Annotated in this window: 21 protein-coding genes and 3 pseudogenes; 10 read left to right on the top strand and 14 right to left on the bottom strand. The window is 57.9% G+C overall.

Translation table 11 applies throughout. From position 1 onward, the window contains the following. Positions 1–156 precede the first annotated feature (156 nt). On the bottom strand, positions 157–315 hold the full coding sequence (locus AC0L2D_RS08095; RefSeq protein ID WP_473540742.1) for a hypothetical protein: 159 nt from the start codon (positions 313–315) through the stop codon (positions 157–159). A gap of 152 nt (positions 316–467) precedes the next feature. Between AC0L2D_RS08095 and AC0L2D_RS08100 the strand changes: the two genes are divergently transcribed. From AC0L2D_RS08100 to AC0L2D_RS08125, 6 genes and pseudogenes are all read left to right on the top strand, one after another. After that, entirely contained in the window at positions 468–809 is a 342-nt protein-coding gene (locus AC0L2D_RS08100) for a hypothetical protein (protein ID WP_473540743.1), read from the top strand. A 119-nt stretch (positions 810–928) separates the two neighbouring features. Further along, positions 929–1,528, top strand: coding sequence for a hypothetical protein (locus AC0L2D_RS08105; RefSeq protein ID WP_473540744.1), 600 nt, complete (start codon positions 929–931; stop codon positions 1,526–1,528). A gap of 79 nt (positions 1,529–1,607) precedes the next feature. Further along, positions 1,608–1,871: pseudogene (locus AC0L2D_RS08110) on the top strand (restriction endonuclease); the annotation flags it as partial. Between the two features lie 74 nt (positions 1,872–1,945). Next, on the top strand, positions 1,946–2,455 hold the full coding sequence (locus AC0L2D_RS08115) for a hypothetical protein (protein WP_473540790.1): 510 nt from the start codon (positions 1,946–1,948) through the stop codon (positions 2,453–2,455). A gap of 95 nt (positions 2,456–2,550) precedes the next feature. Beyond that, positions 2,551–3,999: a toll/interleukin-1 receptor domain-containing protein gene (locus AC0L2D_RS08120; protein ID WP_473540745.1), complete on the top strand. Its 1,449-nt coding sequence runs from the start codon at positions 2,551–2,553 to the stop codon at positions 3,997–3,999. A 4-nt stretch (positions 4,000–4,003) separates the two neighbouring features. Further along, entirely contained in the window at positions 4,004–5,512 is a 1,509-nt protein-coding gene (locus AC0L2D_RS08125) for an argonaute/piwi family protein (RefSeq protein ID WP_473540746.1), read from the top strand. A 30-nt stretch (positions 5,513–5,542) separates the two neighbouring features. Here AC0L2D_RS08125 and AC0L2D_RS08130 read toward each other — a convergent pair whose 3' ends face one another. The 3 genes from AC0L2D_RS08130 to AC0L2D_RS08140 form a co-directional block, all read right to left on the bottom strand. After that, on the bottom strand, positions 5,543–6,022 hold the full coding sequence (locus tag AC0L2D_RS08130) for a toll/interleukin-1 receptor domain-containing protein (RefSeq protein WP_473540747.1): 480 nt from the start codon (positions 6,020–6,022) through the stop codon (positions 5,543–5,545). A 229-nt stretch (positions 6,023–6,251) separates the two neighbouring features. Then, complete coding sequence (locus AC0L2D_RS08135; protein WP_473540748.1) at positions 6,252–7,217, bottom strand: caspase family protein; 966 nt, start codon at positions 7,215–7,217, stop codon at positions 6,252–6,254. A gap of 1 nt (position 7,218) precedes the next feature. Beyond that, positions 7,219–7,683, bottom strand: coding sequence for a TIR domain-containing protein (locus tag AC0L2D_RS08140; protein ID WP_473540750.1), 465 nt, complete (start codon positions 7,681–7,683; stop codon positions 7,219–7,221). Positions 7,684–7,855: 172 nt separating this feature from the next. Here AC0L2D_RS08140 and AC0L2D_RS08145 point away from each other — a divergent pair, with 172 nt between their 5' ends. Beyond that, positions 7,856–9,013 (top strand): hypothetical protein, encoded by a 1,158-nt coding sequence (locus tag AC0L2D_RS08145; RefSeq protein WP_473540751.1) that lies wholly within the window; start codon positions 7,856–7,858, stop codon positions 9,011–9,013. A gap of 324 nt (positions 9,014–9,337) precedes the next feature. Here AC0L2D_RS08145 and AC0L2D_RS08150 read toward each other — a convergent pair whose 3' ends face one another. The 8 genes from AC0L2D_RS08150 to AC0L2D_RS08185 all read right to left on the bottom strand — a co-directional run bounded on the left by AC0L2D_RS08150 (position 9,338) and on the right by AC0L2D_RS08185 (position 14,238). Next, positions 9,338–10,699: a metallophosphoesterase family protein gene (locus AC0L2D_RS08150; protein ID WP_473540752.1), complete on the bottom strand. Its 1,362-nt coding sequence runs from the start codon at positions 10,697–10,699 to the stop codon at positions 9,338–9,340. Further along, positions 10,696–10,980 carry a hypothetical protein gene (locus AC0L2D_RS08155; RefSeq protein WP_473540753.1) on the bottom strand — a complete coding sequence of 95 codons (285 nt, stop codon included), beginning with the start codon at positions 10,978–10,980 and terminating at the stop codon, positions 10,696–10,698. The genes AC0L2D_RS08150 and AC0L2D_RS08155 overlap by 4 nt, the downstream gene beginning before the upstream one ends. A gap of 15 nt (positions 10,981–10,995) precedes the next feature. After that, positions 10,996–11,988, bottom strand: a complete 993-nt coding sequence (locus tag AC0L2D_RS08160) for a caspase family protein (protein WP_473540754.1) — start codon at positions 11,986–11,988, stop codon at positions 10,996–10,998. 5 nt (positions 11,989–11,993) lie between these two features. Next, positions 11,994–12,341 (bottom strand): TIR domain-containing protein, encoded by a 348-nt coding sequence (locus tag AC0L2D_RS08165; RefSeq protein WP_473540755.1) that lies wholly within the window; start codon positions 12,339–12,341, stop codon positions 11,994–11,996. 36 nt (positions 12,342–12,377) lie between these two features. Beyond that, positions 12,378–12,854 carry a toll/interleukin-1 receptor domain-containing protein gene (locus tag AC0L2D_RS08170; RefSeq protein ID WP_292519461.1) on the bottom strand — a complete coding sequence of 159 codons (477 nt, stop codon included), beginning with the start codon at positions 12,852–12,854 and terminating at the stop codon, positions 12,378–12,380. Positions 12,855–13,020: 166 nt separating this feature from the next. Next, on the bottom strand, positions 13,021–13,341 hold the full coding sequence (locus AC0L2D_RS08175; RefSeq protein ID WP_473540756.1) for an SCP2 sterol-binding domain-containing protein: 321 nt from the start codon (positions 13,339–13,341) through the stop codon (positions 13,021–13,023). A gap of 7 nt (positions 13,342–13,348) precedes the next feature. Beyond that, positions 13,349–13,936 (bottom strand): TIR domain-containing protein, encoded by a 588-nt coding sequence (locus AC0L2D_RS08180; protein WP_473540758.1) that lies wholly within the window; start codon positions 13,934–13,936, stop codon positions 13,349–13,351. After that, complete coding sequence (locus AC0L2D_RS08185) at positions 13,933–14,238, bottom strand: hypothetical protein (RefSeq protein ID WP_473540759.1); 306 nt, start codon at positions 14,236–14,238, stop codon at positions 13,933–13,935. Before AC0L2D_RS08185 ends, AC0L2D_RS08180 begins: the two co-directional genes overlap by 4 nt. 1,992 nt (positions 14,239–16,230) lie before the next feature. On the opposite strand from AC0L2D_RS08185, the gene AC0L2D_RS08190 reads away from it, so the two are divergent. After that, positions 16,231–16,398 carry a hypothetical protein gene (locus AC0L2D_RS08190; RefSeq protein WP_473540760.1) on the top strand — a complete coding sequence of 56 codons (168 nt, stop codon included), beginning with the start codon at positions 16,231–16,233 and terminating at the stop codon, positions 16,396–16,398. 29 nt (positions 16,399–16,427) lie between these two features. Here AC0L2D_RS08190 and AC0L2D_RS08195 read toward each other — a convergent pair whose 3' ends face one another. Next, positions 16,428–17,126 (bottom strand): IS6 family transposase, encoded by a 699-nt coding sequence (locus AC0L2D_RS08195; RefSeq protein WP_473540761.1) that lies wholly within the window; start codon positions 17,124–17,126, stop codon positions 16,428–16,430. A gap of 75 nt (positions 17,127–17,201) precedes the next feature. On the opposite strand from AC0L2D_RS08195, the gene AC0L2D_RS08200 reads away from it, so the two are divergent. Beyond that, positions 17,202–17,426 carry a hypothetical protein gene (locus tag AC0L2D_RS08200; RefSeq protein WP_473540791.1) on the top strand — a complete coding sequence of 75 codons (225 nt, stop codon included), beginning with the start codon at positions 17,202–17,204 and terminating at the stop codon, positions 17,424–17,426. Here AC0L2D_RS08200 and AC0L2D_RS08205 read toward each other — a convergent pair. After that, a pseudogene (locus AC0L2D_RS08205) lies at positions 17,391–18,346 on the bottom strand (IS481 family transposase). The gene AC0L2D_RS08200 and the pseudogene AC0L2D_RS08205 overlap by 36 nt on opposite strands. A gap of 81 nt (positions 18,347–18,427) precedes the next feature. On the opposite strand from AC0L2D_RS08205, the pseudogene AC0L2D_RS08210 reads away from it, so the two are divergent. Further along, positions 18,428–18,910 (top strand): annotated as a pseudogene (locus AC0L2D_RS08210) (IS110 family RNA-guided transposase); the annotation flags it as partial. Between the last annotated feature and the right edge of the window lie 246 nt (positions 18,911–19,156).

Here is a 19,156-nt window from a genome sequence, read left to right on the forward strand (position 1 = left end):
TCGACCTTTAACGTAATGGAGAGTTTCCTAGAGTTTTGCGCCGAGCCGCCGGTACATTTCTTCGCTCTGCGGCCTGAAAAGGATCATCTCTTTTCGCTCTCGGATTTCTTTGATTTTGCGACCAGTGGGAATCGTAGAGAGGACGCGCTGCGCACGTTAGCGGGCCTGCCAGACGGGCTCATCCTGAATTTCACACCCGTCGGCGACGTCCGCGACCTTGCCTTTTTGCATGCTGATAGCCAGCGCTTCGTCATTGCGGGATTCACGCTCGTGCGCCGCGACGCCCAACTCCGCTGGGCGATGATCGGGGGCCAATCGTCGATCTTGATGAGGAAACCCACAAACTGCGCGAAACACGCACTGGCGCCGTTCGTGGCCGCCCGCCCGAGAAGGCGCACATCGACGTCAATCCGGACCTCGAATATCGCGCCGAACCGCTCAAAGGTACGGACGATGTTTGGAAGACGGTGGTCTATGGGCGTTTCAATCTTCGCACCGAACGCCACGAGGTGCGGGGGATCGCTCGCGACTACGGCAACCAGTACTACAACATTGCCGACCATCCAGACATGTTTGACGCTCCCGATCCGTCGAAGATGTCGGCGCGGGACCGTGAAACCGCAGAGAGCATGATCGCACGCCTGGAGGCCGACCATCTGTTGATCGAACTGGCGGAGACCTGTTTCCTGCTGCCGTCGTACTTCGATTTTCGGATCACCTTGATCATCCCTCGCCAGGGTTGTGGCAGGCATCGTAGAATTCCCGCGACTGAGATTTTGGATTGCCGTCCACTGCTTTTACATAACTGAAGTCTGTAGAGGTCGCTTTTGGTCGAGCAGGTTGGGTAAAGCCTTCGCATGCAACGCACTTTCTCTCAGTCAGCCAGTGCAATATTGTCTACAAATGTCCCATGCAGTGAGCGAGCGCAATGTTCTACCTTGCACAGTATCCGGAAGATCCCCCAGGTTATGCGGAGCCCCTATCCACTGCCGCTGCATGGGAGCCGTGGCTGAACGCAACAATACCCGCGGGCCTCGACGCCGGAGTCCAGAATCGTCTACGTTCCAACCTTAAACACATACTCGTCGGCCTAGAGATGAAAGCTGCCTTGATAGTGCCGCATGCTATGCGGGTTTCAAAGAAGGCGGTACTCTTTGAATCTTACAGTCAGCTGTTGACATTCGAGTTCTGTGTCGGAGTGTTCTCGGTCTGCGAGGGCATCGGTTCAGCGCTTTGGCTTCGTAATCAAAATAACGATGGAGCCGCCGCCCCAGCGATCGCGCCGAACGATTGGATTGGGGCTCTGGTGACGTTGACGGACCCGCATGGCGCGCTCGGCTTCGAAGCCAAGCTGCGCGGCGCAAAAGCCGTTCGGGACAAGATCCATCAGGATAGACTTGGCGCGCGTACGGAAATCGATTGGCACGCTTTCGATTACAACCACGCGTTTGTTCCTGCAAAGGATGCGCTTAGCATCGTGTTGCGCCTGCACGCGGCGAGCCTGCCCGCAAGCACCAATCTGAATTGAAATCGCTGCCGTGCCAGAAACCATAGCTACCGTACGACCAGGCCAGCGTTTCCATGCTTTCGTAGCTAATCTGGAACGCATGCTCGCGCACCGGGATGGTGTGATTGTGGAGTTCTCCCCGCGCTTGCGCGACAAGGACACGGGACGGCTTCGCGAACATGATGTCCTGATTGTCCGCGATACGCATCACGGACCAAGCATAACCGCCATCGAATGCAGGGACCAAGGAAGAAAGGTAGGTGTTCCCCAGATCGAGGCTTTCGCTAAAAAATGCGAAAAGACCGGAATCCACCGCGGGATTGTCGTTTCTGCGAACGGCTTTACGAACACGGCCCGCACAAAGGCTGCTGCATTGAACCTGACGTGTATGGAGTTGTCCGAGGCGAGTCCTTCGAATGGATTGGCAACGTCACGATCGTGGGCCAGTTCTACAATTTCACCGCAATCGAAGTTTTTGTCCGTGTGGTGGAGGATGGCAGAAGGGCCGCTAATCCCTCGAAGGTGTATAGCGCGGACGGCTCGCTTTACACCGGTGAGGACGCTCGATCCCTCATCCTGGATCACTTACCACCCGAAATCCGCAACAGCTCCAACCGCCGTGCGCTGAACGGTGAAATCGTTGTGTCCTTGAAGGAGTTTTCCGTCATAGACGCTTTGGGCCAGCGCTTGCCTGTGGAAGATGTCACGTTCAAATACTCGTTGGAAATCGAGGTCATCGAGCGACCGATCACGCTTCATCGATACGCCGGAGAGAGCGCCGCTTTGGAGATCGCTTCTGGGCAAATGACTTTTCCTAGCGGGCAATCGATGTTGGCTTTCGTCAAATCAAAGGAAGGCGTGATGGGCTACATCGTTTCCACAAACGCCTCGGAACACCGAGTTACGGTCGGCGATCTTCCGGAGAGGCGGTTCACCCAGCCGTTCTGACTGGTGGGCCGGCCCAGCATCAATTAGCTGCCTTGACTGGCATCGGCGTTGTTTCGCTATATTCTCATTTATGTTGAACGGATTCGGAGACTTTGGTGGAAATTCTCGCTTCTGAAGCACTTGTCGCCGGCAAATCACAAGATGTGATCCGCGAAAGCATCTTCATCAGCCACGCGACGCCGGAAGACAATGCGTTCACGCTATGGCTGGGAAATCGCCTCGACGCCATGGGCTATGACGTTTGGGCGGATATATTTCGTCTCAAAGGCGGAGATAACTGGGAGGTTATCCTTGAACGTGCGATCCGTAACCTTGCCGCAAAAGTTCTAGTCGTCTCCAACCCGGTCAGTGTGGCCAAGCAAGGAGTAAGAAACGAAATCAGTGTTGCTCTGGCGACCGGTAAGGGAATTCAGGACGATAGCTTCGTTATTCCCTTGCGGACAGCGGAATATGATTCCTCTTACCAGATCGTCCATGCCCAGCGCGTCGATTTTGGCGAAGGGTGGGCTCAGGGCTTGCGTGACCTGCTCGAAACCTTGGATGCCGCTGGCATACCGCGCCGAGGCGTATCCGAGCGCTCCCAAATCTGGCGCGAGATTTCTCTACGAGGTGGGCGCAGTGTGGTGGAGACCAGCGAACGGTTAGTATCGAATTGGCTGCGGGTAAAGGCCTTACCGCGAGATCTACGAATCTACGACTTTGCTGGCGGGATTTCGATCGGTGCCAAGGATCGCGCAATAGAGAGCTGTTCACTGCCGTTGGTGCCTAGGGGGCGCGGGTTTCTCAGCTTTGCCTCGCCACCGTCACTGCATGAACACTTCGGGGACGATCTTCCCATAAGCATTACAGGAATAGTGGAAACGGAGGAGTTTCTTGCGAGAGGCGCGCCCGGCTATCGTATTGAAGTGGGTGATGCGCGACGCCATCTCGTCGATCTGATGAGAAAAGGGTTCGATCGACGCCTCGAGCACACCGGGTTGCGATCCACGGAAATGGCAAATGGCCGATACATGTGGTGGCCTGAAAGGGATACGGTCGGACTAGAGAAGAAAGCCTTTGCCTGGGATGACGGCCCATCTGGACGCCGCCAACTCGTCGGGCAATCCAAGGCGCGAAACGTGTTCTGGCATTATGGGCTCAGCGCATGGCCAGCTACCGCTCCGTTTATCCATTTTCGCCTATCCGGACATGTGATCTTTACGGTGGATGGTAGGTCGACTGTCGGTGACGCGAGCCGCATGCACAAGATGCGCCGGACCATGTGCAAGTCTTGGCGTAATGATCGTTGGCGCGACCTGATGCTTGCCTATCTGGCATGGGTCGCCGGCGATGCGTCCGAGTTGTCCATCGATATGGGCGGTGATGCCGTCATCAAGCTTGAATTGCCTCCAGTCCAATTCGACGTGCCGTTCGGCCTGGAGGGAGAAGCGACCACCGCTGAGGAGCAGGAGGATGAGGAAACGTACGACATTCTCGCAAGCTCCGACGAGGAGCCGGACTTCGATGATGAGAATGACGCCGACATACTCGAGGATGAGGACTGACACGTTGAGAGCCATTCATGTCGACGAGCCGATGCTTGAGTTTCGTTATGGCCAGCGTATGGCCTACCCGCGGGACGGATTGTTTCTGTTTGGTCCCGGCGATGGAGGACGAGCACCGATCAACTTCGGGGTGATCGGCACGCCTGCGGGAGTCGCTCGCTTCCGTCAATGGATGAATTCGGTCGGCAAGTTCATAGAGGCCGCCAATAGCGACCCGCAGCATGTGCCGTTTCCAGGCTATGGCGCTGCCTTCGCGAGTGCCTGGCCCGACCAACCACCTTACGTCATCGATAGCATCGACCCCGCGGCCGTGTCTCGTGCGCTTCGCTTGGAGAACAGAAATGAGGCGATCAAAACCACTGTGGATCTGTACGTCGACCCGTTGGTCGCAGCCGCCAATCGCCTAGAATCCCCTCCGAATTTTTGGTTCGTGGTCATTCCCGAGGAAATCTACAGGCTGGGCCGGCCGCAATCGAGCGTGCCTAAGGCGGACCGGGTCCGTGGATCGGTAAAGCTGTCGAAGTCCGCTGCCAGGGCTCTGATGGTGCAGCCGACGTTCTTTCCCGAGGATTTGGAAGCCGCGAAAATCTATCAGTATGCCACCCATTTCAGGCGCCAACTAAAGGCACGCCTGCTCAAGGACCGGATCGTCACCCAGATCGTCAGGGAAACCACCCTGGCTCCGAACGATTTCCTGAACAAAATCGGACGGCCGCTTCGGCGGCTGGAGGATCCCGCAACTATAGCGTGGAAAATCTTGACCGGAGCCTATTACAAGGATGGTGGGCGCCCATGGCAGTTGGCCAACGTCAGGCCCGGTGTTTGCTATGTCGGTCTAGCCTACAAGCGGCAAGACAACAGCTCCGATAACCGTTTTGCCTGTTGTGCAGCCCAGATGTTTCTTTCGAGCGGTGAGGGGGTCGTGTTTCGTGGTGCGCTCGGTCCTTGGTTCCATTCCGAGTCGAGGCAATTCCATCTGAGCGAGGACGCGGCACGCAACCTGGTGGAAATGGTCGTCGGCGAATACAGGCTTATGCATGATGGACGGGCTCCCACCGAATTGTTCATTCATGCCAAATCTTCCTTCGCGGACCCAGAATGGAAGGGCTTCGAGGCGGCAGCTCCAGGCACCAACGTCGTCGGGGTACAGATTTCCGATGCCAAAGACCGTATGAAACTCTACCGGCCCGGTCGATATCCGGTCATCCGGGGAACGGCTCTGATCCTGCACGAGCGTCGCGCGTTTCTTTGGACATCAGGATTCGCCCCCCGCGTTGATACTTATCTAGGGCCGGAAACTCCAAACCCCATAGAGGTGCGCATTCACCGCGGAGAGTGCGAACTGAAGACGGTTCTCAATGATGTAATGGGCTTGACGAAGATCAACTTCAATTCATGTCTGCACAATGATCGACTACCGGTGACCATACGTTTTGCCGATGCAGTGGGAGACGTGATCCTCGCGGCACCGCAGACGGGCGAGCCCAAGCTGCCGTTCAAGTACTACATATAAGACGGACTTCGATCGGCCCGGACGCTCCGTCTAGATCTGGCCGAGCAGTTGCCTCAACTGCCGATAGAACAAGCGCCGTCCGCTCTTGCGCGCCACTTCCTCGGTTACGTAGCGCTTGTTGTTGACGTATGTATCATGCGCGGTTTTGGAGATCCTTGCATAGATATCAAGCTCTTGCTGGCTTCGAAGATACGGCCATTTTTTTAGATATTCGGGAAGTGAGGTGTCATCACTTGCGTACGTGGCGATCGGGTAGTCCTTCTCCGTTGCGACACCGATTTCCCAAGGTACCCACCATGATCCCTTGGTCGCTTGCGACACCACTGCAAGCAATTGGTCGCACTTGTCGAGCTCGTCCCGGAGATGCTCGCCGAGTTGATCGCCTTTCTTGGAAGACTCAGGATCAACGACGTCAAGATAGGAGTCGATCGTATGATATATCCAGAGCCGCTTCGCGATCCAGGTGGCGAGTGCGGTATCGGTCTGCTGATGGGAGATGAAAATTTTCATGAATTGGAACCGTCCCATCGGACGTCGGTACTTATCAGGCCCAGCCCGATAAACTCCTGGCCCAGGCTTTGCGCCAGCGCCACTTCCGCAAACGGGTGATCCGTCGCTTTCGCCAGGAAGGTCACCGCCTCGTTCCCGTCGGATGCAACAAGCAAGTCACGAAGGCTTTTGCATACCCAAGGCCAATCCATGCCGTCGTCGGCTTGGTGGCCGGTCTCTCCCGCCCGGATCAAATCAGGTCCTCATCGACCAGCCGCCAATAGAACTGCCCCAAGGCCGTCAACTCCACCGATCCGGATCGCTCCGCAGTCCAATAGAGGTCGGAGCCGAGTTTCGGCATGAGGAGGCCAGCGAGTTGCAGCGTCTTGAATTTCTTGAAGGTCTCGACATTTGCGGCTTTCGCGGCACCGTTGGTTTCCTCGTAACTCATGTCCAGCCGATATTGGGCGTCCTTGGTGCTGAAGAAATGAGGGAGCTCACGCAGAAGCGTATCCGGAACTTTGGGCGAACACAGACGAATGGGATCGAGCCTTGCGGCATGGGACTTGTAAAGCGGCCGTTGTGCCCAGGACCCGATGGCTGATTCAACGTAGCCGTAAATGGCCGCCGCGGAGACCCTCCCTCTGACATCCGCTGCGCCCCCGCGCAACGCACCCAGCACAAGGTCGGTGAACAGGCCGTGGCCATCTATCTCGCCAGCGGTTTGAGTGGGTCGCGATGCCGCAAGGATTGTAACGCCTTCGCGAAGGGTGGCTTGATAGAGTCCTGGGGTCTGCAGGCTAGGAGAGTTTCCGGCCGCGCCGCTGAAACAGCAGTCTAGGACGATCAGCACGGAGCGAGTAGGCGAATCATTGGCCAGTTGAACGATCTCATTCATGGGTAGGCCAAGGTCGTCTTCTTCTCCATCTTGAGTGACGAGATAGCCGCCCAATTGGCTCGGCCCGCCATGGCCGGCAAAGTAGAAGACGGCGTCACCGGTGAAGGAACCGAACAGCTCTTTCCATCGCGCACGCAAGAACGGTCGGGTAATACGATCCGTCGCCGTACTCGTGAACTTCCGACAGTCGAAATTCACCGATCTGTCCTCGTTGCGCGCAAGCACGGTCAAGATTGAGTCCGCGTCCGCCACGCAGCCCGAGAGTGGCGAAAAATTGTCGTATTGATCGATTCCGACGATCAAAGCCCGCCGGTCCATGCTAGAGGTCCTCAATGAATGAGCTGACGTTGTCCCAGGTCCAGCCGACGACCTGCACGTATTGGAATTCGGAAGGCAAAAAATACGGCCGGTTGTCCTGAGTGGCGTAAATGCCCAGCACCGGTACCCCTTCCTGAAGCGCCGCGCGCACCTCCCAAAGCTGGCCGTCAGCTTTGACGGTGTTCTTCGTAACCATTGCAATCATTCCGTCGCAACCTTTGATCCGAATTCGGCACTGGGTTTTCCAAGCCTCATCCCAAGGACGCTTGACAGACATGTCCACGAATTCGAATGGCGTGCGCTCGTTTCTGGCTTGCCCCACCATTCGCGTGCGAGCCCATTCGTCTTCGATGGCAAAGGAAATGAATATCCGATGATTTCTAGCCACTTGCGAAATTCCAATAATTAGTACGTAGAACGCCAATGCACGATAATAACGCGATTCTAGTTGGAGGTCTTCCGACACTGCGGATAACCCGGCGATCGACGGAAACCTGAGCTGTCAAAAGGCGATCGATGCCATTTCTGGCAGAAGGGCAGCCAGACACTCTTCGCAGGCGTGATCGCGGGTAGCCCCGTCTGATCCTGCAGCGAGCATCCGCAGTACGACTTCAAATCCTGATTAGGCGTGACACAGCATGATGGAATTATTTGACCCGATATTGCCAGACAGCAAACTTCACAAGAGCTTTCACGAAATTCGAAACAATGAATGCTATGCGAAGGTAAAGCCAATCATTCAGGGTTGGGCGGCGGGCTTGCTTGATAGGAGCGGGGAGGCGAGAAAATTCGTCACTGAATTTCAATCGACATTCAATTCGTCGATGTGGGAGATCTATCTCAACAAGGTTTTGAGTGAACTGGGATGCAGCGTGGATTATTCAAAGTCCTCGCCAGATTTCGTCGTGACGACACCGAAAAACTATCATTTCAACATCGAGGCGGTAATATCAGACCATCCTGCCGGCGACGATGAAAGGCAACCTTACGGCTATCAAGGTTTCAAGGATCGTGGCGCCCTAAAGCTGGTTGGAAAAATCAGAGACAAGTTGAAAATTTTCCAAGGGAGCGATGGCAAGAAGCATCCTTATTGCTCGCTAGCCCACGTCAAGGACCGGCCGTTCGTCATTGCTGTTGCGCCATTCGACAACATGCGATCCCTCATGCAGAACAACGAGCTGATAAACCTGGTCCTGTTCGGAATTGGCGCACCAGTACTCGAAGGAACTGAGCTTAGGCAAGACAGGATAAGATCGATCGCGACGGCCTCCGGCGCGCCGGTTGAAATGGGGATTTTCACGAACGATTCCTATAGGGAGATCAGCGCTGTCATCTTCTCCACAGTCGGAACTTTCGGCAAGGCAGTCGCTGAAAGCAGGATTGAGAGACTGGTCAGGGCAAGCCGCTATCGAACGATCGAGAAGGACAGGATTCCGCTCGGCTCACCATTGTGGCAGCTCGGGGTCCATCGATTTCAGGTAGACAAAATGAACTATCTAAAGACGCAAAGATGGGATTTCGGCAGCGACATCATAGGGTCCGATGTGCACATCCTGCATTCCTCGTTTCATCACGAGAGCCACCTTGATGGGCTGCACATCTACTTTAACCCGTACGCGGAAGTACCATTTGAACCAGATTTTGCCTGGCCAGGGGAGGTTTCTCTAAATTACTATGACGTAACAACTGAGAAGCCAATTCAAATACATCCTGATGGCGCGTTGGTTTCCCGACAGTTTTTTGAGTTGAGCCCTTTCTGGGTGCACCAACTCCTTACAGGCTATGGTTTTGCCTAATTGGATATCGAGTGCCGCGGTACCTCTCACCGGTATCGGGAAGAAGCCGACCTTCGGAGGGAAGGACAAGGTTTTTTCCATCACGTGTGGTGCCTTGTTCTTGGAACGGCACGCTCCATCCTGTACGCCGATGATCTACGCCGGGGCTCCTTAATCAAGGTGCTCGACGACCTTGAGATCCCGGCGCCCTATCTGTTATCCAGCCAGGCGAGGCCAAGCGGCTCGTCGCCGAGGTCTTTTCAGCGATTCTGGTGGTGCAGCTCGACAATTTCGGCTGAGCCGGTCGGGACCTGCGATAGTTGCCCGCGCAGGAACGCGCGAGGTCTATTCGAAGTCCTCGCCGAAGATCAGCTTCTTCTTCCCGCCCGCCACCTCGAAATACTCCGCCCGGCACGCCTTGCCACGAAAGGCAAGCATGGCATAGCCATGGTTGTAGACGCCCGGGCCCCTGCCGAGTTCTGTCCCGGGAATGATGGTCGGTGTGTCGCCCAAATCGCCAACCGGCTCATAGATCTGGTCGAGCACCGAAACCGGGACGGCGCCGTGACCGACGCAGCGTCCGCGCGAAAGACCAGCGAACGGGTTGTAGATCGCCAGATTGTGCTCATGCCCCCAGAACCATGCAGCAATCGCCTTTTCGGCAGAGAGCCGTTCGAACGCTGTCAAAAGCTTCGGATTGACGGCGGTCCTCTTTCCGTCCGCACCTGGCGCTCCGATGGCCGAGAACGCCGAAAAAAGCGGATGATGCGACAACAGGATGGTTCGCCCTGGAAATTCCCGGATGCGGTCGCAATGCCATTCCAGTTCGTCATCCTCAAGATAGGTCAAGGCGTCGGCTATTCCCGACGGATTGTCGTCGTGCAGCCCGGTGTCCATCGCCAGCAACTGCCAGTTTTCGTCAGCTGACCGTAGGCAGAAGAAGCTCGCCGGCTGCGTGAGAGGCGAGGGGTTCAGTTGCTTGATCAGGTCATAGAAGCCCACACCGCCACAATACATGTCGTGGTTGCCGGAGAGCGTGAATACCGGCACGGCCGCAGCCTGGCGAAGCACCAGATTCATCAGCTGCAGGAAATTCTGTGCGCATTCCGATGGCGTGCCGGAATAGTAGATATCGCCCAGATGGACCAAGACGTCGGCCTGGTCCGAAGCCAGCGCTTTCAGCACCTCGACGGCCGGACGGGCGCCTGTGCCCCAGTCCGCGAGCAGCCCGATCCTCGCATCCGCCTTGATTTCGATGACCTGGGCGCCGATCTGGGCCGGCCTGATATACGGAATCGGCTTTCGCTTGCCGCTGGCGTCGAAATAGGACCTGTACTCCCTGAGCGTTCCAAGCCAGGCCGGGTCGCAGGTTCCCGCGGTGAACTCGTCTTCCAATGCGAGGATCGAGGCCTGATTGCCGAGGGCGACGGCCTTGAGGTAGCGCAGACCCCATTCCGCGCAGGCGCGTGCGATTCCGAGCTTTGAGAGATCGCGTGCGGCAGGTGTTGCATCGTCTTCTTCACCGCGCTCGCGTCGAGCGATCGATGTGGCGATTGCCTCCAGGTCGCTCTTGGCGGAAGACGCGATCTGGCTGCGTGGACCGCCGCGCGACGCGGATTGCTGGTCCATTTTTTTGCCGACATCGACGGCGGCTGACTGGAAAAGCGAGAGCAACGGGTCGCGGAAGGTTTCGAAGTCTTTTGTCAAACCGAATACCCTCTGGACGCCAGCCAGCGCCTTATGATCGGAAAGTACTTTTCCACCTGCTCCCGGTCGCTCTGACGCTCCTGTTCGGCTAGGTCATCGTAGGCCATGGCGATCTGTCGCTCCCAACGCTGAACCAGATCCGCGGGAAGCACGAGAGAGCCGTCGGGCAACCGTTCGCCCTTCGAGTGCACGAATGTCTGCCAGTGTGCCCAGCGCTCATGCTCGAGAGCAGCCAGTTCTTCGATCAGGGTGGCCAGGTCGTTGCGGTGAGCTTTGGTCATCGACAAACACTACCGCTAAATCAGCCGTCGGGCGACCAGGTTGCGATAGTGCTCACCCAGAGCCGTCAGGTGGCACGATTTGCTGCTCATTGCGGCATGCCACATATGATCGGCGTCGACGGGCCTGACCAGATTAACTTTCACATAGTTCTGCAAGATTCTGAAAACAGCGGTCTTTGCCGGGTCGGGGGCTGGAATTTCTGCTGTATTCACAGGCTGGGCCGGGCGCTCAGGCTCATAGGCGGGATCCAGCTGAAAATTGTGACCAGGTTGCGGGAAGAGCTCGGCCAGGCGGCGAAGATCGTCCAGCGAAATCGGTGGCGCCGCTCTTCTGAGCGAGACGAAATTCTTCACGTTGGTCTTGAAAACGGGGCGCTGGCCCCATGGACCCAGCGATTGATCAATATGGGCGTAGGCGCTGCCGGGCGTAATGTCACCGACCAGATTCGCCGCCGCGCCGTTAAGGGCGTCGACCAGCAAATTTGTAAAGACGCCAGGAGCGCCATTGGCTCCTTCATAGGCGTATTGATCGGCCGTCGAGGCGGTCAGCAGCGTCATGCCCGGCCCGATTTCGGCAATGCCGCCACTTCCCGCGCGGTCCCCGGCCGCCCCGCTGTGGCAACTGTCAAGGATGATGATCTTGTTGGCGGCACGCGAGGAGCGGGTAAAAGTCATCACCTCGCTCAGCGGTATGCCGTCGAAGCCGTCCATCGCGTCGCTTGCGCAGACGAACCCGCCCGTCTCGTCAACGTAGCCATGACCGGCGAAGTAAAGCAGAGCGATCTCGGGATCGTCCTTGAACAAGGCCTGGATCGCCTGGCGAAGGTCTGATCTGGTTACGGCATCATGGACGCCGCTTGCCGTCATCACATTGGGTGTGGCGAAGTTGACGCTGCCGTCGGCGTGTCGGGCGAGCGCGCCGGCCACCGAATTGGCATCCTGCACAGCGCCTTTAAGAGGCTGCAGGCGGTCATAGTGGTCGATACCGACAATGAGGGCTTTGCGCATCCAGTTCACAGGGAATCGATGAAACCGGCGATGTTTGTATCGCTCCACGGCAGGGTTTGCACGCCTGCAAGCGCAGTGCGATCCGTTGCGTAGGCCCAGATCCCGAGCAGTTTCTTCTGCTCGTCCTTCGCGCATTGGATTTCCCATTTCTGTCCGCTTGACGTGAGCGAATTCCTGCTCACAAGGGCGATCACCCCGTCGGAGCGGCGAATGCGCGTGCGCACCTTGTCTTTCCAGTCGTTTTCATAGGCTTCCTTCACCGACATATCGATGAACTCGAAGGGCGCCCTTGCATGCAGCGACTGCCCTTTCAGGAAATCGCGCTGCCGTTCGTCTTCGATGGCAAACGCCACAAAGATTACCTTCCTGCTCGTCATAGTGACCACCCTCTATTGCCCAAGTGAAGCTCGCAAGGACGTGTGGAACGAGCGGAAGCCTGTCCGGCGGGCGTCTGCTTCGCCTTTCTGCACGCGTGTCTCGACCAGGGACTGAGCCCGTTTTGATTCGCTGATGTATTTGTCCAGATCCATGCTGGTTCTGAGATAGGGCCATTTCAGCAGATACTCGGGCACCTGCGAGTTGTCGGCGACGAACGAGGCGAGAAATCGCTCCTTTTCGGTGGCGACCCCGATCTCCCACGGCACCCACCAGGAGGCCTGCGTCTTGGCACTGATGACCGCCAGCAATTGCGTGCACTGAGCCAGCTGGTCGCGGATGTAGTCGGCGAGCTCCGGGCCGCCTTTGCGCAGTTGGGCGTCGATCACGTCAAGATACACGTCGAGACCCCCGGCTCGAAGACGCTCCGCGACGTAGGTCGCCTGATAGCTATCCTCTTGCTTGTGAGAGATGAAGACTTTTACAGGCATCGTATCCCCTCCGCTGCAACTAGGCGTTACACAGGAAAAAAATGCCGTGCAAGTATATTGTTGCGGGGTGTCTGCTTTCCAACAGCTTCCAGAGCCGGGCGGGCAGGGCTGTAGCTGTAACGACTTGCGCGGCGTGCGGATAGCATGAAGTCCGCCAGGTCACGTTCTACGCGCGCAGCAGCCGGCCGACTTCCCCAAGGAGCGATTTATCGCCGGCGATTTCAACGGTGCCGCTGATCAGGGCTTGCCGCGTGTCGATCTCCCCAGCCAGCATCTTCGCCATCTCGCGTGGCGTGATGCGGATGCGCAAATAAGGCGGAAGGATCTCGGCATCCCAGTTTTGACCGGGTGGCAATTGGATCACCTTGGCTTCCGGCGGCGCCAGATGGACCAGCCAGTCGCGCTGTAGCTTGCCGGCGAGGGAAAAATGGACCGTGCCCTTCGCCACCGTCGTCGCTTCTCCGCTCCATCGCAGTTTCGCAGGCAAGACACTGTCAAAAAAAATCGCTCACCTTGCGTTCCTGTTCGGAAAGCGTTGCGAGTTCCGTGACGGAACCGACTGGAAGCGCCTCCGAGCGGCGCGTTGACCTGGGCAAGGTTTTCGACAACAGCACCGGATCGGAAAGGATGCGCCCCGCACGCGCGTCAAGGTAGACCAGCGCTGGTGGAATCTCGGAAAACACGGTGTCATCAAGACGCACCGGTCGGACATAGCCACTGTCCGTAGCGTTTCGTTCCAGTGCTGCCGCCAGTTCTGCGCGCGTCCATCTGGACGCGGCGTAGTGCGTCGACAGGCAAACGGCGCAGCAGGATGATTCTTCCCGGTAGATGCGCAGTGTCGCTTCTTCGAGGTTGCGCCCGACCATCCATGCCCGGTTGCTTTCGCTGTCGTCATAGTAGACCGCAAGGCCGGCGCGCAGCAAGCGCTGCACGACCTCGCGGACAAACTGCCGGTCAGGCCCGGCACAGGAAACGGCCACGTCGAACCGGTGGCCATGCTGGCGCTGCTGCATTGGCCTCCCGGTTTCGTCGCTATCTGGCGTTGTTGAATGAGCGGCATTCAATGATTGCTCGCCGCTCAACTCAAGCAGCGCGGCAGCCAGACTGGCCGCTTGCCTGTTGGCGCTGGTCTGGTCCGCATATAAATCCCACGGCCCTGCGCCTTCATCATGTCGAGCATGTTCGGATCAAGCAACAGGCTTTCGATTTCAGCCCGCGCCACATGGTCCTCGCAGGCCAATGGTTCACTGCGGGCGGCTCGCTGCCGGATCGGCTCGGCCAACATGACGGCCATCCAGGGCTCGATGGTTCCGTCGTCGATCCGGCCCTGGAGAATGTCCAGGCGCCTTGCCAGGTCGGGAGGATCGGAAGGCAGGCGGCGCATGACTGTTCTCATCGGCTTTGCGATTTCGCAGGTACCAACAGGCCAGCAGGTCAGAGCTTAGCGCAGAGCGACACGGGCCGCAACGACGCTATCGACCACGCGGCGGAAGCGAGGTGAGCGGACACGCATAACGAGCCGAGGGGCGGTTGCCGCCTTTGACCTGAGGAATCCGGAGCCTGGCGGCCTCGCCCCGAACGATGCTTGATCTTCGTAGGGCATCTATCGGGCGTGCGGCGTTTGGTGATGGGTTGGAAAGGACGTCTGAACGGACCGCTCAATAAACCTGAACTCATCGTGCCGAGTGGCGTCAAAACACAGAACGCCCTCTCAACGTTCGCCGTTTGTGCTTCGAAAGTCGCATAAATGGCAGTCTGGTATGACGTCCGGAATTATCTGTCGTCGTGAGGGGCAAGAGTCCAGAATTATCTGTCGTCGGCCAGACTTCTAAGTGGATGATATTCCGCCGCTTTCGCCCAAAGAGGTGACCAATGCCCTTTGGACAGCAGGTTACCAATGTGCCCCAACGACAATCAATTCCAGACTGACCTTAAGCGGATGTTTTGATTGAGCTATTGCAGCCACGATTGGGAACCTAAGGCCAACCAACACGCGCATTGGTAACCTCCAGCGACAGGTTTGGTAACCCTCATTGAGCGAGTGGCGCCCGCACTCGCCGGGGGTGACATTGATATTGTCTCCGCGAGGTGGTCTGGGACGATCGTCAAATAGCCTACACGTTCGCGATGTAGCATTTCCCCACAAAATTCTCAGGAATTGCCCCGCGTCGACGCCAGGTTGCTAGCTATGAGTGAGTGGCTGACCACAGTTGAGTTTTCTGCGCTGGTCGGCATTGGGCGGCAAGTCGCTCACCGCGCTCTTCGTCGGCGTCGCTGGCGAAAAAATTCGCTTGAAGTGCGGAAGGTCAATGGTCGGTGTGCCGTCCAGAATTATCTGTCGTCGGCGTCCAGAATTATTTGTCGTCAGCTGTACTGCTAAATGGCTCATATCCCACTGCTTTCGCTCGAATAGGCCAATGCCCTTCGGTCAACAGGGTTACCATTGTGCCCCAACGACAATTAATTTCGAACTGGCGCTAAGGCGCTGATTCATTGAGATAATTGCGGCCTCAATTGGTAACCTAAGGCCATTCATTAGGCGCATTGGTAACCCACCTGCGACAGGTTTGGTAACCCTCAACGAACGACTACCGCTGGCACTCGGCGGACGCTGAAGCCCGCAGATTCCCACCGCGGCGGCGGCTCGACACATAGGTCATTGATCGTTTTCGTGATGGGCCCGGCCTCTCCGAAGTCCGGATTAATTCCGGACAACGACAGATAATTCCGGACGGCACAACGTCTTTCGTTTGTCATATTAGGGGAAGTGCGGGGATAGATGCCGTTGCGCAAGAAGCGCAGGGCACTTCGTCTCAACTCAGCGCGCCGGGGGGATTCGGCAATGGCGGCGCCGCACTGGCGGCGGGCAGTCGGCGGATGGCGGAGGCACATCGGCGTCGGGCACCGGGGTGCCGACGACAGGTGTGGCGCAAGATGCCGCGCCGGGCGGAACGGCCGCCGCCGGCAGCCCTGATGCAGCGGCCAAGGTTGGTGCCAAACCTGCCGATGCCAACGCAGCCGATAGCAAGGATGCCAAGACAGCCAAATCAGGTACGGCGGCAGAGACGAGCGATATCGAGGCCGCTCCACAAGCCGCTGAGGAGCAAGCGGCCACGACCACCACGACAACCGGCAGCGGCGATCCCGAGGCGATCGGCACTCCGAAGGTGGATCTGCCGAAAGCGGCCGGCAACGGCAATCTTGGCTATTCCATCGGCATCGATGCTCCTGCTTTCCATGGCATCGAGCCGCAGATCGCGCTCACTACAATTCCTCGCGCAAGACCAAGCTCGGCGGCATCTACCAGGGTTGGCTCGGCTATGCCCGGGGGCTCGATGGTTTTGACGTCATCGAACGGGCAAGTCCGGGCTACGGCATGCCGGCCTACGGTGCCAACGACGTATACCTGCTCGACGGCCAGGCGATGGTCGCCTGCATTGCCGGCATAGTGTCGCCGTCCTGCTCGACCGGCGGCACCCATGCGACCGAGAATGAATCCTATCGCCGCATTGCGCTCAACGGTTTTGTTGCAACGGCTGAATAGGGGCGCAGAGAGGCCTGATGCGAGGTCAATCAGGCGGCGAGGATTTCGAATTGCTCGGCCAGGGACAGATTCGGATTGAAGGCGTACCTCGCCTGTCGCTTGCGCATCGAGGGGATCATTTCGATGCCGGAAAGGATGGTGCAGGCGGTGGCCGTCGATTTGAAGCCGAACATCGGCCGGACCCGCCGCTTGATACGCCGATGGTCCTGCTCGATCCGATTGTTCAAATACTGGCTCCGGCGGATGCGGAACGGCTTCAGCCGGCGCCGGGAGCGATCCTGCAAGCGATTTGTGATGTCGCAGCAAACGATCGCCTCGTGGTTGGTCTGGCTCCCGTCGATGACGACGCGATCCGGTCGGCCATGACGCTCAAGCGCCTTTCTGAAGAAGCGCTTGGCCGCAGGCAGGTCGCGCTGCTCGCTGAACCAAAACTCGACTGTGTCACCGACAGTGTCGATGGCGCGATAGAGATACGTCCACTGGCCGCGGACCTTGATGTAGGTCTCGTCGACATGCCACTTGCCGGTGACGGCACGCTTGCGCCGGTTGAAACCCTCGAGCAACAAGGGCGAGAAACGAACGGCCCAGCGGTGGATGGTCGTGTGATCGACCGTGATGCCGCGCTCGGCCATCATCTCCTCAAGATCGCGCAGGCTCAGATTGTAGGCGAGATACCAGCGCACGCACACCAGGATCACGGATTGGTCGAACTGACGGCCTTTGAACATTGCAACCCTTCGAAATGATCGAAGGCTCCTTGCCACAGCGCTGGCAATCAAAAGGTTGCAACAGAACCTCCCAGAATGGTGCTCAAAACACGAGATTTGCTCATCCGTCAGCGCACTCAAGCAATCAATGCCTTGAGAGCTCACCTTGCCGAACTGGGCATTGTCAGGGCGACCGGTCTGGTCGGAATCATCAGTCTTGCCGCCATGGTGCGCGACGACAGTGACCTGAGATTGCCGGGTGCAGCACGAATGGCTTTGGAAGAGCTAGTTGTGGAGCCTCAACAGGTTGTCCTCGATTAGAGCCAGGCGCCTGATAGGCGTTTTGGACTTTAGGCTCCCGTGGGGACGGTGCCAATTGTAGCGATGCAGCCAGACCGGCAACTCTGCGGCACGGTGATCTGAAGTCGGATAGGCGATGGCATAAGCCCATTCGCGCAGTGCTGTCTGGATGAAGCGCTCGGCCTTGCCATTGGTCTTGGGCGTATAGGGTCTTGTCCTGACGTGCTTGAGGCCGAGATCGCGGCAGGCCTTGGCGAAAGCCTTCGATCTGTAGCAGGAGCCGTTGTCGGTCATGACGCGGGCTATCGCGACGCCGAGGCTGGCGTAGTAGGCGACCGCAGTCTTGAGGAAGGCGATGGCGCTTTCTTTTTTCTCGTCGGGCAGTATCTGCGAGAAAGCGATGCGGGAGGCGTCGTCGATGCAGACATGGACGAACTCCCAACTGCTGCCGCGCGAGCTGGCATTGCCGGTGCGCTTGCCGGTAATGCGATGACCGATGCGCTCGAAACGACCGAGCTTCTTGATGTCGATATGGATCATCTCGCCGGGGTGCTCGCGCTCGTAGCGCCGGACCGGTTCGGCCGGCTCGATATCTCTCAGCCGCGACAGTCCAGCACGCTTGAGAACCCGGCTGACGGTGGCAGGCGAGACGCCGACCTCATGGGCGATATGCTTGCCGGTCCAGCGTTGCCGGCGCAGCACCATGATGCGCTCGGCGATCAACGCAGCGGTGGCCTGTGGCATATGGGCGGGCCGCGAGGAACGGTCGATCATGCCGGCCCGCCCTTCGGCCTTATAGCGTTCGACCCAGCGCGCCACGATCTTGGCCGACACGCCGTAGACGCGCGCCGCATGGCTTTGGAGAAAGCGCCTTCTATCACCGACAGCGCCATCTCCTCTCGACGCAGCGGCGTGAGACGGGCATTCTTGTGGATTTTCATTCGGACCCTCCGGTGAGTGCTGAAGCCTGGTAACTCCAGTCTCCTCGGTCGGGTCCGAATGGACAACCTCCCGAAAGCTCACAGCTAGTCGAGCAAATCGAGACCGTGACGGCACGCATTGAAAGGCTCGATCGAATAATCCTTGCGGTGAGAGAAGACGACAGCGCTCGACGCCTGACGGCGATTCCCGGCGTGGGGCCGATCATTGCCGCGACCGTTCGAGCAGTTGTACCGGATTTCGCTGGCTTCCGAACCGGTCGAGATTTCGCTGCCTGGATTGGGTTGACTCCACGCGCGCATTCCAGCGGAGGAAAAGAACGGATAGGTTCGATCTCAAAGCGCGGAAACCGGCAACTGCGAACGTTGCTTGTCGCTGGAGCGACGTCGATCCTCAAGCTCGCTCGTCGTGGCCTCCAGCCATCACCATGGATAGCGGCCATGATGTTGCGCCGCCTGTTCAAGGTTATCGCTGTCGCACTCGCAAACAAGATCGCGCGCATCATCTGGGCTCTTCTCGTTCGAGGCGATAGCTATCGGGGAGCGAAGATGATCGTCCAGGCTTAGACAACGCGCTTTCCGGCCTACCAGTCGGAAAGGCAGGCAAGGTGCCAATTGTGATGAGCCAACGGGACGACATCCCGAAGCAAATCAGACCGCAAAATCGCAAGCGCGTTACAGCGCGAGAAGCTGATTAGGCGATTTGCTCCGCGGATCTCATCGTGGCCATGGCTGAAAGGCCAGAAAACAGGCCGGACATATGACCGCACCGTCCTTACTGGGGAAATACATGAGGAAATATGCCAAGCGGGC

The organism is Mesorhizobium sp. WSM4833 (assembly GCF_055811095.1).